14 protein-coding genes, 1 tRNA gene and 2 pseudogenes are annotated in these 13,388 nt (G+C 66.7%); 6 read left to right on the top strand and 11 right to left on the bottom strand.

What is annotated here, in order from left to right:
* Positions 1–48 precede the first annotated feature (48 nt).
* Positions 49–867, bottom strand: a complete 819-nt coding sequence (locus tag WKH79_RS07020; RefSeq protein ID WP_341860035.1) for an aldo/keto reductase — start codon at positions 865–867, stop codon at positions 49–51.
* A 125-nt stretch (positions 868–992) separates the two neighbouring features.
* Between WKH79_RS07020 and WKH79_RS07015 the strand changes: the two genes are divergently transcribed.
* Both WKH79_RS07015 and WKH79_RS07010 read left to right on the top strand, forming a co-directional pair.
* Entirely contained in the window at positions 993–2,282 is a 1,290-nt protein-coding gene (locus tag WKH79_RS07015) for an adenylosuccinate synthase (RefSeq protein WP_063506993.1), read from the top strand.
* 29 nt (positions 2,283–2,311) lie between these two features.
* Positions 2,312–2,815, top strand: a complete 504-nt coding sequence (locus WKH79_RS07010; protein WP_341860034.1) for a L,D-transpeptidase family protein — start codon at positions 2,312–2,314, stop codon at positions 2,813–2,815.
* Here the strand turns inward: WKH79_RS07010 and WKH79_RS07005 are convergent.
* Both WKH79_RS07005 and WKH79_RS07000 read right to left on the bottom strand, forming a co-directional pair.
* Entirely contained in the window at positions 2,812–3,186 is a 375-nt protein-coding gene (locus WKH79_RS07005; protein WP_063510940.1) for a DUF6768 family protein, read from the bottom strand. The two genes, WKH79_RS07010 and WKH79_RS07005, sit on opposite strands and share 4 nt — an antisense overlap.
* Complete coding sequence (locus tag WKH79_RS07000; RefSeq protein ID WP_341860033.1) at positions 3,183–3,755, bottom strand: RNA polymerase sigma factor; 573 nt, start codon at positions 3,753–3,755, stop codon at positions 3,183–3,185. The genes WKH79_RS07005 and WKH79_RS07000 overlap by 4 nt, the downstream gene beginning before the upstream one ends.
* Before the next feature lie 124 nt (positions 3,756–3,879).
* On the opposite strand from WKH79_RS07000, the gene WKH79_RS06995 reads away from it, so the two are divergent.
* The gene (locus WKH79_RS06995; protein ID WP_341860032.1) at positions 3,880–4,851 is read left to right on the top strand and encodes a MarR family transcriptional regulator; all 972 of its coding nucleotides are present in this window, start codon (positions 3,880–3,882) and stop codon (positions 4,849–4,851) included.
* Here the strand turns inward: WKH79_RS06995 and WKH79_RS06990 are convergent.
* The 4 genes and pseudogenes from WKH79_RS06990 to argH form a co-directional block, all read right to left on the bottom strand.
* Positions 4,848–5,615 (bottom strand): NAD(P)-dependent oxidoreductase, encoded by a 768-nt coding sequence (locus WKH79_RS06990; RefSeq protein WP_341860031.1) that lies wholly within the window; start codon positions 5,613–5,615, stop codon positions 4,848–4,850. The genes WKH79_RS06995 and WKH79_RS06990 overlap by 4 nt on opposite strands.
* Positions 5,616–5,627: 12 nt before the next feature.
* A pseudogene (gene lysA, locus WKH79_RS06985) lies at positions 5,628–6,889 on the bottom strand (diaminopimelate decarboxylase).
* 61 nt (positions 6,890–6,950) lie between these two features.
* Positions 6,951–7,187, bottom strand: a complete 237-nt coding sequence (locus WKH79_RS06980; RefSeq protein WP_050599860.1) for a lipoprotein — start codon at positions 7,185–7,187, stop codon at positions 6,951–6,953.
* The gene (argH, locus tag WKH79_RS06975) at positions 7,187–8,563 is read right to left on the bottom strand and encodes an argininosuccinate lyase (protein ID WP_341860098.1); all 1,377 of its coding nucleotides are present in this window, start codon (positions 8,561–8,563) and stop codon (positions 7,187–7,189) included. The genes WKH79_RS06980 and argH overlap by 1 nt, the downstream gene beginning before the upstream one ends.
* Before the next feature lie 16 nt (positions 8,564–8,579).
* Here argH and WKH79_RS06970 point away from each other — a divergent pair, with 16 nt between their 5' ends.
* Positions 8,580–9,137: a TlpA disulfide reductase family protein gene (locus tag WKH79_RS06970; RefSeq protein ID WP_050599858.1), complete on the top strand. Its 558-nt coding sequence runs from the start codon at positions 8,580–8,582 to the stop codon at positions 9,135–9,137.
* A gap of 48 nt (positions 9,138–9,185) precedes the next feature.
* On the opposite strand, the gene WKH79_RS06965 is transcribed toward WKH79_RS06970, so the two are convergent.
* Positions 9,186–9,261: transfer RNA gene (locus WKH79_RS06965), tRNA-Val, on the bottom strand.
* Positions 9,262–9,347: 86 nt separating this feature from the next.
* Here WKH79_RS06965 and WKH79_RS06960 point away from each other — a divergent pair.
* Together WKH79_RS06960 and WKH79_RS06955 are read left to right on the top strand one after the other, a co-directional pair.
* Positions 9,348–9,818 (top strand): annotated as a pseudogene (locus WKH79_RS06960) (asparaginase domain-containing protein); the annotation flags it as partial.
* A gap of 169 nt (positions 9,819–9,987) precedes the next feature.
* On the top strand, positions 9,988–10,326 hold the full coding sequence (locus WKH79_RS06955) for a hypothetical protein (RefSeq protein ID WP_341860030.1): 339 nt from the start codon (positions 9,988–9,990) through the stop codon (positions 10,324–10,326).
* Between the two features lie 58 nt (positions 10,327–10,384).
* Here WKH79_RS06955 and WKH79_RS06950 read toward each other — a convergent pair whose 3' ends face one another.
* The 3 genes from WKH79_RS06950 to fmt all read right to left on the bottom strand — a co-directional run bounded on the left by WKH79_RS06950 (position 10,385) and on the right by fmt (position 13,370).
* Complete coding sequence (locus WKH79_RS06950; RefSeq protein WP_230833848.1) at positions 10,385–11,497, bottom strand: zinc-binding dehydrogenase; 1,113 nt, start codon at positions 11,495–11,497, stop codon at positions 10,385–10,387.
* Positions 11,498–11,578: 81 nt separating this feature from the next.
* Entirely contained in the window at positions 11,579–12,340 is a 762-nt protein-coding gene (gene truA, locus WKH79_RS06945) for a tRNA pseudouridine(38-40) synthase TruA (protein ID WP_341860029.1), read from the bottom strand.
* Positions 12,341–12,461: 121 nt separating this feature from the next.
* Positions 12,462–13,370 carry a methionyl-tRNA formyltransferase gene (fmt, locus tag WKH79_RS06940; protein WP_341860028.1) on the bottom strand — a complete coding sequence of 303 codons (909 nt, stop codon included), beginning with the start codon at positions 13,368–13,370 and terminating at the stop codon, positions 12,462–12,464.
* Positions 13,371–13,388: the final 18 nt, after the last annotated feature.

The raw sequence follows: 13,388 nt of genomic DNA, 5'->3' as shown, positions 1-13,388 counted from the left end.
ACGGGTGCGCCATTAGCAGCCTTGCCGCCGTGGCGCACCCCGCCGATATTACCCTTCGAAATCGCTCGGATCGGGCCCGATCCGGCCTTCGGGATCGTCAAGCGCGTCGATGCGCGACATCTGGTCGTCCGTGAGGGTGAACTTGAGCGCTGCAAAATTGGCTTCGATGTGATCGCGGCTCGATGCCTTGGGGATCGGGCACAGGCCATGCTGCATGTGCCAGCGCAGGATCACGGCGCTGGCAGGCTGGCCGGTTTCCTCGGCGATGGCGGCGATGGTCTCGTTTTCGATCCCCGCACCCTGGCCCAGCGGCGACCAGCACTGCGTGACGATGCCCAGTTCGTCGTGCAGTTTGCGCAGTTCGCGCTGCTGGAAGGTGGGGTGCAGTTCGATCTGGTTGAGCGCGGGCGTGACGCCGGTTTCGTCGATGATGCGGCGCAGGTCCTGCTCGCGGAAGTTCGATACGCCGATCGACTTTGCCTTGCCTTCGTCGCGCAGTTCGATGAACGCTTTCCACGTTTCCACGAACAGGTCCTTTTCGGGGCAGGGCCAGTGGATCAGCAGCATGTCGACATGGTCGCGGCCGAGCCGTTCGAGGCATTTGTCGGCGGCCTTCTTGGTCCGCTCGTAGCCCTGGCTTTCGTTCCAGATCTTGGTCTGCAGGAAGATGTCGGACCAGTCGCCAACACCTTTGCCGACGCCGCGTTCGTTCTGGTAGATGGCCGCGGTGTCGACCAGCCAGTAGCCGACATCGAGCGCGGTCTTGACCGCTTCGGGTGCATCGTCCTCGTCGATCTTGTAGGTGCCGAAGCCGAGCTGCGGGATCTGGCGGTCGTCATTCAGCGAAAGCGTGGGGTAATCGGTCATGAAATCTCCTGTGCCCATACAATGGTGCAGACGGCGCATGTTTCCGGCAATTCGCCTTGCCCCGTGCCATAGATCAGCCTAACGCCCGCGGCGTTTGATTTCCTTACATTTGCGAGAACTATCGAATGGCCAACGTCACCGTGATCGGCGCCCAATGGGGCGATGAGGGCAAGGGCAAGATCGTCGACTGGCTGGCCAGCCGCGCCGATGCCGTGGTGCGCTTCCAAGGCGGCCACAATGCGGGCCACACGTTGGTCATCGACGGGACCACCTACAAGCTCTCGCTGCTGCCCAGCGGCATCGTATCGGGCACGCTCAGCGTGATCGGCAATGGCGTGGTGCTCGACCCGTGGGCGCTCAAGGCCGAGATCGAGAAACTCGAAGCGCAGGGTGTCACCATCAATGACGACAACCTCGCGGTGGCCGACAATTGTCCGCTGATCCTGCCGATCCACCGCGATCTCGACGGGCTGCGCGAAGCCGCCGCCGGATCGGGCAAGATCGGCACCACCGGGCGCGGCATCGGTCCGGCTTACGAGGACAAGGTCGGCCGCCGCGCGATCCGCGTATGCGACCTGGCGCATCTCGACGCGCTCGAACCGCAGCTCGACCGGCTGTGCGCGCATCACGATGCCCTGCGCGCTGGGTTCGAGCAGGAGCCGGTCGACCGCGAGCAATTGCTCGCCGAACTGCGCGAGATCGCGCCCTTCGTGCTCAAATATGCGCAGCCGGTGTGGAAACGGCTGAAGAAGGTTCGCAAGGCGGGCGCCAAGATCCTGTTCGAAGGCGCGCAGGGCGTCCTGCTCGACATCGACCACGGGACCTATCCCTTCGTCACCAGCTCGAACACGGTCAGTGGCACGGCCGCGGCAGGCAGCGGGCTGGGCCCCAACGCCACCGGCTTCGTGCTGGGCATCGTCAAGGCCTACACCACCCGCGTCGGCAGCGGTCCCTTCCCGACCGAGCTGGATGACGAGGTGGGCAAGGGCATCGGCGAGCGCGGCCATGAATTCGGCACCGTCACCGGGCGCCAGCGCCGGGTCGGCTGGTTCGATGCCGTGCTGGTGCGCCAGACCTGCGCGATCAGCGGCGTGACCGGGATCGCGCTGACCAAGATCGATGTGCTCGACGGTCTGGACGAGGTGAAGATCTGCACCGGCTACCGGTTGCGGAACAATGTCTATGACTATTTCCCCAGCCACGCCGCCGACCAGGCTGCGGTCGAGCCGATCTACGAAAGCATGGAAGGCTGGCAGGAATCGACCGCGGGCGCGCGCAGCTATGCCGACCTGCCCGCCAATGCGGTCAAATACATCCAGCGCGTGCAGGAACTGATCGAAACGCCGGTGGCGCTGGTTTCCACCAGTCCCGAGCGCGACGATACGATCCTGATGCGCGATCCGTTCATGGACTGATGCGGAATGCGCGCTAGGATGCTTGCGTAATGCGCGCTTTCCTCGCCTTTTTCGCAGCGCTCGGTGCACTGTGCGCCGCGCCGCTGCAGGCGCAGCAGGCCCGGGCTGGGGAACGGGCGGATTTCATCCTGATCGACAAGTCCGAGCGCACGCTGCTGGTCTATCAGGACGACCGCGTGATCCGCCGCTATACGGGCCTGCAATATGGCGATGCGCCGGTCGGCCACAAGCGTTTCCAGGGCGACGAGCGCACGCCCGAGGGGCGCTACACCATCACCTATGGCAACCCCCAGTCGAGCTATTACCTCAGCCTGCACATCGATTATCCCAATGCGCAGGACCGCGCCTATGCGCGTAGCCGCGGCCGGTCGCCGGGCGGGCTGATCTTCATTCACGGACAGCCCAACGGGCTTCCTTACGATGCGCGCGTACCGGGTGACTGGACCGACGGCTGCATCGCACTGTCGAATGCCGAGATCGCCGAACTGTGGAGCCTGATCCCCGACGGTACGCCGATCGAGATCCGGCCCTAGCCGCGATCCTCCTGCAGCATGGCGACCTGCAATTGCAGCCGTTTGACCTCGGTCAGCACGGCCAGCATGTTCATCCGCGCGAACATCCATTCCTTGAGGAAACCCTGCATCACCAGCAGCGCGAGGCCGGCAAGGCCCCAGCCGATCAGCGCTTCGAGGCTGTCGAAGGTCAGCGCGCGGTACAGGCAATAGGCCAGCGCCAGCCCGATCACGATGGCCAGCGCGAAGCTGAATTTCATCCATCCACCGAGCGGACCATGCATGCTGTCGCCGATCTGGCGGAACATGCCGCGATCGGGCCCGAGGCTGGCGAGGAATTCCCTGTCGTCCGCGTCGAGCGCGCTGCGAATACGGGCATCTGTGTCGGTCATGGGTCGTCTCCGGATAGAGCCGCCTTCAGCTTGCGGCGGGCATGGAACAGGCGGGTCTTGGCGGTACCCAGCGGTACGGCCTGGACCTCGGCGATTTCGGCGAGCGTCAGCCCCTCGCCGAAGAACAATTGCGCGGCGAGCCGCTGGTCCGCCGGCAGCGCGGCAAAGGCCTGGCGGATGGCCATGCCCTCCGAAGCCGCGGCGGCGATTGCCACCGGCGCGGCATCGCCTGTGCCTTGATGGCGGCGCTCGCGCTGCGCCGATCGCACCCGGTCCGCGCAGCGCCGCCGGAGGATCCCGAAGGCCCAGGGTGCGAAGCGGGCGGGGTCGCGCAGGCCGCCGATCCCGCGCAGGATCGCGATCCAGCTGTCCTGCACCGCAACCAGCGCGCTGTCGGTGTCGCCGAGCAGGCGCCGCGCGGTGCGCAGCAGCCGCGGGTGCCAGCGCCGGGCCAGCCGTTCCCCGGCTTCGCGGTCACCCGCTTGCACCAGCGTGACGAGCCATTCGTCATAGCGCCGACCGGCTTCCGATTGGGCCGGTGGGGGAGGAGCGGTCTTGCTGCCAGTCACATGGGGATAGTCGCAGCAGCCGCGCGAATGGTTCAGTCGTGCGCGCGATTTGTACCCCGCTTCTTGACCTGATCCGCTTTTGTTCTCACCATGTTCTGCATCTGCAGTGAGGGAGCGCGAGTCGATGCAAGCCAATTTCGATTACGAGCCGGTGCGCGATGCTGCCGGATGCCAGCTGTCGGTCACCGTCCTGGCCGACCGCGACCATATCCGCGCGGAAATGCGCGAAGATGCGCTCGCGGCGGGTTTCCGGGTGCGCGAATGCTGCAGCCTCGAAGAATATGCGCAGGGGCCGCTCGCGGCGCTGGGCGATCTCGTGATGGTCGATTGCGCGGTAGCGAGCGCGGATGCGCTGGCGCTGCTCTCGCGGCTCGACATGCGCGGGGGAAAGGCCGGCGCGCAGTTGGTGGTATCGACCACCATGGCCGCGCTCGATAGCGTGTTCGGCTGCTTTTCGCTCTCGGCCCCGCAGATCCTGGTCGATCCGGGCCGCGCCGAACGGATCATCGCGATCGGCCGCGTGCTGGCGCGCGTGCCCAACCTGCGGTTGCGCGAAATGGGCGAAGAGGACCGGCTGATGCTGTTGCGACTGACCGAACAGGTCGGCCGGATCGCCGAACGGCTGGAGAAACTTTCGCCCGGGCAGCGCGAGGGCGGGGGCGCCTTCCGCTTCGAATCCCCCGCGCAGGCATGGCGGGCGCAGGGCGAAGACCAGCGGTCCGCGCGCGAAGAGGAACAGCGGCCGCGCCTGCCCGAAGCGGCCGTGCTGCGGCGGATCATCAAGGCCCGCCAAGCGCGCATGCGCCATTTCGACGCCGACCTGTTCGCCGATCCGGCGTGGGATATCCTGCTCGATCTCGCCGCAGCACGCGCCGAACGCCAGCAGGTTTCGGTTACGTCGCTCTGCATCGCCGCCGGGGTCCCGGCAACCACGGCATTGCGTTGGATCGGGCAGATGGTCGATGCCGACCTGCTGGTCCGCGTGTCCGACCCGCACGACCGCCGCCGCGCCTATATCGCGCTGTCCGACAACACGGCCGACGCGCTGGCCCGTTATTTCAGCGAAATCGGCGTCACCGACCTGGCGGTGGTCTAGCTGCGTCGCAGGATGACCGTGAGGCCGCTTGCAGGAGTCTCTGCGGGAAGGGGCGCGCGGGTGGCGTCGGCGCGGGCGCGGATCAGGATGGTCTCGGGAACCTGCGGGTCGTGCAGCACGGTGTCGGCGCGGCCCAGCGCGCGCGCCTGGCGGATCGTCAGGTCCTCCGGATCGTCGCTGGCAAGCGTGACGTCGACGACCTGCGCCCCATCGTCAGCCCGGATCCGATCGAGCCAGCCGTCGACCCCCTCGGCACTCGCGGGTTCGAACGGGTCGAGCCGGCCGCCTTCCTGCAGCGCGGCGTCGATCGCTCGGCGGCGGGTATCGCCATCGGGATAGCGCGCCCGGATCCGGTCGCGCGCGGCGCTCAGCCCGCTCGCCAGCGCGCCCAGCGATTGCGGCAGGATGGCCTCGAGCCGCAGCCGCAGGTGTTTCGCCAATCCGGCCGATGCGCCGCCGGTGCTTACCGCGACCAGCACAGGGTCGCGGTCGAGCACGCTGGGGAGCGTGAAATCGCACAGTTCGGGACGGTCCGCGACATTGACCAGCAAGCCCATGCGCTTGAGGCGCAGTGCGGCGATCTGGGCGGCATGTCCGTCTTCCAGCGCCACGAATGCCAGCCTGGCGTAATGCGCTTCTGTCTCGGGGCAGGGGATGCCCCCTGCGCGTTCCACCAGCCGCGCCTTGGCCGCTGCCATTTCGCCTTCGCCGACAACGACGACATGCGCGCCGGCGATCCGGTGGAAGAGCGGCAGGCTATGCATCGCGCCGCTGCATCAGGTGAGCCATTCGGGAACGCGTTCGGCATCCATGATCGCCGCTGCCGCGATCCGGTCGGCAACCACGGCATAGCGGTCGCCGTCGACCAGCGCTTCAGCCACGAAACCGCGCGAGTTGTAGGATGAGGCCATCGTCGCGCCATAGGCGCCTGCGGTGCGAAATACGGCGAGGTCGCCCGCCACCAGCGCATCGCATTCGCGGTCCATCGCGAAGGTATCGCCCGTCTCGCAGATCGGTCCGACGATATGCGCGGTCATGCGGTCGCCGGTCGGCGCGACCGCGTCGAAATCGTGCCATGCGCCATACATCGCCGGGCGGGCAAGGTCGTTCATCGCCGCATCGACGACGACGAACGGGGGGCCGTTGCCGCTGCGCTTGGCGCGGATCACCCGCGTCAGCAGCACGCCGGCATTGCCCGCGATCACGCGCCCGGGTTCGAACATCAGCTGCACCCCCAGTCGCGCGTCACCCGCGCGACCATTGCGCCGTATTCGGCGGGGGAGGGCAGGCTTTCACCTGCCTTGTAGGGCACCCCCAGTCCGCCGCCGAGATCGGCATGCGTCACCGTGCATCCCGCGGCGCGCAATTCCGCAATCAGCGCGCCGACCTTGCCGAAGGCGGTCTCCAGCGGCTCGAGCGTCGAGAGCTGGCTGCCGATGTGCACTGCCACGCCGCGCATATCGAGGCCGTCCTCCTGCGCCAGCCGGCCATAGATATCTGCCGCCCGGTCGAGCGGGACGCCGAACTTGTTCTCGCGCTTGCCGGTCGAGATTTTCTCATGCGTGCGCGCATCGACATCGGGGTTGACCCGCAGCGCGCAGGCGGCGCGCTTGCCGTGTCGTGCGGCAATCGCGGCCAACTCGTAGCCTTCCTCTTCGCTCTCGATGTTGAACTGGCCGATGTCCGCCTCGAGACCCTGCACCAGTTCGGCATGCGTCTTGCCGACGCCCGAGAAAACGATATCCGCGGGTTTCATGCCCGCTGCCAGCGCCCGGGCCAGTTCCCCGCCCGAAACGACATCGGCGCCATAGCCCTCGCTGGCGAGGATCTTGAGCACCGCCAGGTTGGGATTGGCCTTCACCGCAAAGGCGATGTGCGGGTTGTCGACCCCTGCCAGCGCTTCGCGAAACACGCGTGCGTGCCGCGCGAGCGTGGCGCGCGAATAGATGTAGACGGGCGTCCCGACTTCTTCCGCAATGCGCGGCAGCGGAACGTCCTCGGCGTGAAGCACGCCGTCTTTCAGCTCGAAATGGTCCATGGCAGGCCCCTGCCCAAAGGCATTCTCTTTGTCGAGCAAGCCTTGCTTGCCCGATTGAAATTCACTCGGGCGGCAGATCGAAAGGATCGTCCTCGCGCTCTTCCGAACGGGTCCGCAGCTCGACGCTGCGCGCGGGGGCGGCCTCGGGATCGAGCACCAGCAGTTCATCGGCGGTGGGCTGCACATCCGCGCCATAGGGGGCGGGCGGCAGCGCTGCGCCTTCTACCGGTTCGAGCGCGGATTTCTGCCCGCAGGCAGCAAGCATCAGCAGCGCGGCAAGGGCGATCCGGTGGCGCATCAATCCTCCATGCCGAGACGCTGTTTCGCCGCGGCCACCTGCTGCCTTACGCGCTGCGGCGCCGTCCCGCCATAGGAAGCGCGCGCCGCGACCGAGGCATCGACCGACAGCGCATCGAACACGCGCTCGTCGATGCGTTCGTCGATAGCCTTGAGATCGTCGATCGACAGCCCATCGAGCGCGACGCCCTGCTCGTCGGCCAGCTTCACGGCCGCCCCGGTAATGTGGTGCGCTTCGCGGAACGGAATGTCCGCCTGCCGCACCAGCCAGTCGGCCAGGTCGGTCGCGGTGGCGTGGCCGGCTTCGGCCGCACGGCGCATGCGCGCGGTGTCGAAGCCGCTGTCGGCCACCATCCCCGCCATGGCGGCAAGGCTGAGATCGATCAGGCCCGCAGCCTCGAACACCGGCGGCTTGTCGTCCTGCATGTCCTTCGAATAGGCGAGCGGCAGGCCCTTCATCGTGATCATCAGCGATGTCGCGCAGCCGATCACGCGGCCGGCATGCCCGCGCACCAGCTCGGCGGCATCGGGATTGCGCTTCTGCGGCATGATCGAACTGCCCGTCGACAGCGTATCGGGCAGCTTGACGAAGCCGAAGGGCTGGCTGGCCCAGATGATGAATTCCTCCGCCAGCCGCGACAGGTGCAGCGAACACTGGCTCGCCGCGGTCAGGTAATCGAGCGCGAAATCGCGGTCCGATACGGCATCGAGGCTGTTGCGCGTGGGCTGTGCGAAGCCAAGCGCCTCGGCGGTCATGTCGCGGTCGAGGTCGAAGCCGGTGCCCGCCAGCGCCGCCGAGCCCAGCGGGCATTCGTCCATCCGCACCAGTGCATCGGCGAAGCGCGAACGATCCCGCATCAGCATTTCGAAATAGGCCAGCAGGTGATGGCCCAGCGTCACCGGCTGCGCGGTCTGCAAATGCGTGAAGCCGGGCATGATCGTGCCGGCATGCTCCTCGGCGCGGGCGACCAGCGCGGCCAGCACCGCTTCGATGCCCGCGATGGCGCGCCGGTTGGCGGTGCGCACCCACATGCGGAAGTCGGTCGCCACCTGGTCGTTGCGGCTGCGCGCGGTGTGCAGCCGCCCAGCGACCGGACCGACGATTTCGGTCAGGCGGGCCTCCACGGTCATGTGGATGTCTTCCAGGTCCCAGTCCTCGGGGACCCCGTCGCGCTCGTACTCCGCGGCGATCTGCTGCAATCCTCGATCGATGGTGCCCGCATCTTCGGCCGAGACGATACCCTGCCGGGCGAGCATGGCGACATGCGCCCGGCTGCCTTCGATATCCTCGCGCCACAGGATCTTGTCGAACGGAATGGAGGCGTTGATTTCGCGCATGATCGCGCTAGGTCCTTCGGCGAACCTGCCGCCCCACATGCTGTTGGAGCCCTGAGTGTCCCGCTTGTCGTTCACGCTTGCCATCATCCTCGGTCTTGCAGTCGCGGGCTGCGATAGGGGTGCACCCGATGCGGCGCAAGAAAGCAGCGCTTCGTCCGCCCTAACCGGACAGATCGACGACAGCGCGGCGGGCGAACTGATGCCGGCTCTGAATGTGACCGATCCGGCAGGGCGCTCGCTCAATCTCGGTGCGCTGCAGGGCACGCCCGTCCTGCTCAATCTCTGGGCAACCTGGTGTGCGCCGTGTGTCGAGGAGATGCCGCTGCTCGATACGCTTGCCGGCGAATACGAAGGTCGCCTGCGGGTGCTGACCGTGAGCCAGGACATGCAAGGCGCAGAAGTGGTCGGCCCGTTCTTCGCTCAGGGCGGCTATGCGAGGCTCGAGCCATGGATGGATACCGAAAGTGCAATCGGCTTCGCGGTTGGCGGGGGGAGCATGCCCACCACCGTGCTATACGATGCCGCGGGGCAGGAGATCTGGCGGGTGCAGGGCGGTTACGACTGGACCAGCGAGGAAGCGCGCGCCGCGATAGACCGCGCTATTGCGGAGTAGGCGGCAAGCGGCGCCGAGCGGGTGCCACGATCGCGGCACCGGCGGAAATGGTGGGCGATGACGGGCTCGAACCGCCGACCCTCTCGGTGTAAACGAGATGCTCTACCAACTGAGCTAATCGCCCGCTCCGTTTCAGCGGTGCGCTGCACATAGCGCCCAATTCGGCAAAATCAATTGCCGAGATCGCGCGTGGCCCGCTAGGCGGCGGGCATGACCACCAAGCTTACCGTCCTCGCCACCGGCGGCACGATTGCCGGGATCGCCGGTTCCGCGATTACTCCGGGATACCGTTCGGGCGAGATCGGGATCGAGGACTATCTCGAAAAGGTCGGCGGGCTGGGGCTCGAGGCCGAGCTTTCGGGCAAGCAGATCGCCAATATCGATTCGGCCGACATCGGACCGATGGTGTGGACCCCGCTCCACCAGGCTGCGCAGGCGGCGCTGGCGGACCCGGCGTGTCAGGGTGTTATCGTCACCCACGGCACCGATACGCTGGAAGAAACCGCGTTCCTGCTCGACCAGACGCTGCCGGCGGACAAGCCCGTGGTGGTGGTCGGCGCGATGCGGCCCGCCGATGCGGTGGGCTATGACGGGCTGCGCAATTTCGCCAATGCCGTACGCGTGGCGAGCGATCCCGATGCTGCGGGGCGCGGGGTGCTGGTGGTGATGGGCGACCGGATCTTTGCCGCGCGCGACGTCTACAAGGTCCGCACGCGCGGGACCGAGGCCTTTCGCGGGTTCCCGCGCAGAATCGGTCGGACTGGTAACGCCCGCTTCGCTCGAATGGTTCGGCGCACCCTGGCGGACCGGGGGCGGGGCGGCCTTCGGCTGGCCAAAGAGTTTCCCCGGGGTGGCCATCGTCTACGCCTATGCCGGTCTCGATGCGGCCGACCTGAACCGGCAGGTGAGCGATACCACGCGCGGCATCGTGCTGGCTGGTGTTGGCGAAGGGAACATGCCAGATGGCGTCCGTCAGGAACTGGCGAGGCTTGCTTCGCGCGGGGTCTGCGTCATCCGCGCCAGCCGGGCTGACGAGGGACTGGTCGACCGCGAGGACCAGGACGATGGCAACGGTTTCGTCGCGGCCCGCGCGCTCAATCCGCAAAAGGCGCGGATTCTCCTGCAATTGCTGCTGGCCGCGGGTGAAAGCGATCCCGCCACGATCCAGCGGGCTTTCGACATGAGGTAGGCAGGGACGCTGTCCCCGCCCGCATCGCTGTGCGGACGGGGAAGCATTCGGGTCGCGCCTAGCCGTGCGGCATCACGAGATATTTCTCGCCGGTCTTCATCTGGCGATAATCGAGGATCGCATCTTTGGTCAGCATGCCTTCGAGATCGACCTTGGTCTTGTAGCCGCTGGCGAAGGTGGTGGTGAGGTTGTCGAGCACACGCTTGCGCATGCGCATCACCGTTTCCATTCCCGCGGTTTGCAGGAACGGCGTCAGCAGCCAGCCCGAGAGCGTCCAGCCGAACCCGTAGCTGGGGGTCAGCGTGGTCGGCCCGAAGTCGAGGCGGCCATAGATGAACATCCGCTTCTGCTGGTTCGAGCCATAGCGCGAATATTCGGTCATCTTGCCGACCGCGACCTGTTCCATTGCCTTGAAGCAGGTGTCGACCATCTTGCCGCCGCCGATCGGATCGAAGCCGTAGAAAGCATCGGTATCGTCGATCGCCGCCTTGAGCTGGTCGAGGAAATCGTCGTCGGAGGAATTCACGACATGCGTCGCGCCCTGATCCTTGAGCAGCTTGGCCTGCTCGTCCTTGCGTACGATATTGACGAGGCCCATGCCGTCCTCGAGGCAGATGCGGTTGAGCATCTGGCCGAGATTGGATGCGCCGACGGTGTGCAGGATCGCCTTGTGACCATCCATCCGGGCGTTCTCGACGAAGCCGAGTGCGGTCATCGGATTGACGAAGCTCGACGCACCGGCTTCAGCGCTGTGATCGCCCAGCGGCAGGCACATGGCGGCATCGGCAATCGCGTATTCGCTGTAGGCGGTGCCCGGCACGCAGGCGACCCGCTGGCCCATCAGCGCCTTGGCCATGTCGCTGTCGCCGGTTGCGATGACCGTGCCTGCGCCTTCGTTGCCTGCGGGCAGGCGCTGCCCATGGCGGGCTTTCTGACCCGAGTTGAACGGCTCGGGCATCTTGGCGACGACCTTGCCGGGCGAATAGTCGGCATTCTCGAAATCGGCCGCGCCGGTCAGGATCGCGAGGTCCGACGGGTTGATCGGTGCCGCTTCCATCTTGACCAGCACCTGATTGCCGGTGGGATCGGGAAATTCGCTCTGCGCGATCTCGACGGTCAGCGTACCGTCGCTTTCAAGAGTGGTGAAAAGCTGCTTTCCGGTGGTGGTCATCTGCATTCTCCCAATTCAATTCTGGACCTAACCGGCCTATCGCTAGGCGCGCTCGTGGCGCTTGGCTAGGGTGACGTTGGGTCAACTATCCGCGGGGTAGCTCGCCGATACGAAATACAGGCCGTGCGGCGGCGCGTTCAATCCCAGTTCCTGCCGGTCGCGCGCGGCCAGCGCTTCGGCCATGCGCACTTCGGGCCAGCGGCCCATCCCGACCAGCGCGAGGCAGCCGACCATCGAGCGGACCTGGTGATGGAGGAAGCTGCGCGCGGCGGCATGCACGCGGACTTCCGTGCCCATCGGGGTCGCCACCTGCTCGACATCGAGCCGATCGAGCGTTTTCACCGGACTGTCCGACTGGCAATGCACCGAGCGGAAGGTGGTGAAATCATGCAGCCCGACCAGCGCTTGCGCCGCGCGGTGCATGGCCTGCGCATCGAGTTCCTGCGGCACCTGCCACAGCCGGCCGCGTTCCAGCGTCAGCGGCGCGCGGCGGTTGGCAATCCGGTAGACATAGGACCGCCCGGTGCAGGAAAAGCGCGCATGCCAGTCGTCGGGGACGATCGCGCAATGCGTCACCGCGACGGGATCGGGGCGGAGGTGCGCATTGAGCGCCTCCATCAGGCGGTAAGGCTTGATGTCCTTCTCGGCATCCAGATGGCTGCGCATCGCGATCGCGTGCACGCCCGCATCGGTCCGGCCGGCGCTGTGCAACCGCACCTCCTTGCCCAGCACGCGAAACGCCGCTTCCTCGACCGCCTGCTGGACGCTGGGCCCGTCCTTCTGCCGCTGGAGGCCGAAGAAGGGCGTCCCGTCGAATTCGAGAGTAAGCGCGAAGCGGGTCATCGGCGGCCGATACTCCCCATACCCGTCACCCCCGCGCAGGCGGGAATCCAGCTAACCTTGCGCACTGGCGAGAGGGTATCTGGGCCCCCGCCTTCGCGGGGGTGACGGATAAAGTCAGCAGTCATTCGAGAATGACACCCTTGGCCACCGCATTGCCGCGCAGGAAAGTGTCCAGGTCCATCTTCGGCTTGCCCGCGCGTTGCAGTTCGAGCGGACGGATCGCCCCCTCGCTGCATGCGATCGCCAGCCGCTCGTCGAGCACTTCGCCGGGCGCGCCCGCCCCCTCGACCACCTCGGCGCGCAGCAGTTTCACCCGCTGGCCATCGAGTTCGAACCAGGCCCCGGGAAAGGGCGAGAGACCGTGGATATGCCGGACCACCTCCACTGCCGGACGGTCCCAGTCGATCCGCGCCTCGGCCTTGTCGATCTTGGCGGCGTAAGTCGCATCGGCATCGTCCTGCGCGATCGGCACATGGATTTTGAGGTCGCGCAAGGTGCCGACCATCAGTTGCGCGCCGAGTTCGGCCAGTTCCTCGGTAAGCTCGCCGGTGGTCTTGCCCTCGATCGGGGTACGCGCCATCGCCAGCATCGGGCCGGTATCGAGCCCGGCCTCCATCTGCATGATCGTGACGCCGGTGACAGTGTCGCCGGCCATGACCGCGCGGTGGATCGGGGCTGCGCCGCGCCAGCGCGGCAGGATCGAGGCATGCACGTTGAGGCAGCCATTGGCAGGTGCATCGAGCACCGCCTGCGGCAAGATCAACCCATAGGCAGCGACCACTGCGACGTCGGCGTGGAGTGCGGCGAAGGCTTGCTGCTCCTCTGTAGATTTCAGCGACTTGGGATGGCGGACCTCGATCCCCAGATCGCTGGCGCGCTGGTGCACCGGGGTGGGGGTCAGTTCCTTGCCGCGCCGGCCACCGGGGCGCGGCGGCTGGGTGTAGACGCACACCACCTCATGCGCCGCATCGACCAGCGCCTGCAGCGTCGGCACTGCGAAATCGGGCGTTCCCATGAAGATTATGCGCATGATTGGACGGTTGGCCTT

This window comes from Qipengyuania sp. GPGPB31, from assembly GCF_038396345.1.
Lineage (GTDB): Bacteria > Pseudomonadota > Alphaproteobacteria > Sphingomonadales > Sphingomonadaceae > Qipengyuania > Qipengyuania citrea.
This window is presented reverse-complemented; position numbering and strand designations above follow the sequence as displayed.

Bases quoted from the DNA above. Each gene is read 5' to 3' on its own strand.
- WKH79_RS07020 (WP_341860035.1), bottom strand. From the start codon at position 867: ATGACCGATTACCCCACGCTTTCGCTGAATGACGACCGCCAGATCCCG.
- WKH79_RS07015 (WP_063506993.1), top strand. From the start codon at position 993: ATGGCCAACGTCACCGTGATCGGCGCCCAATGGGGCGATGAGGGCAAG.
- WKH79_RS07010 (WP_341860034.1), top strand. From the start codon at position 2,312: ATGCGCGCTTTCCTCGCCTTTTTCGCAGCGCTCGGTGCACTGTGCGCC.
- WKH79_RS07005 (WP_063510940.1), bottom strand. From the start codon at position 3,186: ATGACCGACACAGATGCCCGTATTCGCAGCGCGCTCGACGCGGACGAC.
- WKH79_RS06995 (WP_341860032.1), top strand. From the start codon at position 3,880: ATGCAAGCCAATTTCGATTACGAGCCGGTGCGCGATGCTGCCGGATGC.
- WKH79_RS06990 (WP_341860031.1), bottom strand. From the start codon at position 5,615: ATGCATAGCCTGCCGCTCTTCCACCGGATCGCCGGCGCGCATGTCGTC.
- WKH79_RS06980 (WP_050599860.1), bottom strand. From the start codon at position 7,187: ATGCGCCACCGGATCGCCCTTGCCGCGCTGCTGATGCTTGCTGCCTGC.
- argH (WP_341860098.1), bottom strand. From the start codon at position 8,563: ATGTGGGGCGGCAGGTTCGCCGAAGGACCTAGCGCGATCATGCGCGAA.
- WKH79_RS06950 (WP_230833848.1), bottom strand. From the start codon at position 11,497: ATGACCACCACCGGAAAGCAGCTTTTCACCACTCTTGAAAGCGACGGT.
- truA (WP_341860029.1), bottom strand. From the start codon at position 12,340: ATGACCCGCTTCGCGCTTACTCTCGAATTCGACGGGACGCCCTTCTTC.
- fmt (WP_341860028.1), bottom strand. From the start codon at position 13,370: ATGCGCATAATCTTCATGGGAACGCCCGATTTCGCAGTGCCGACGCTG.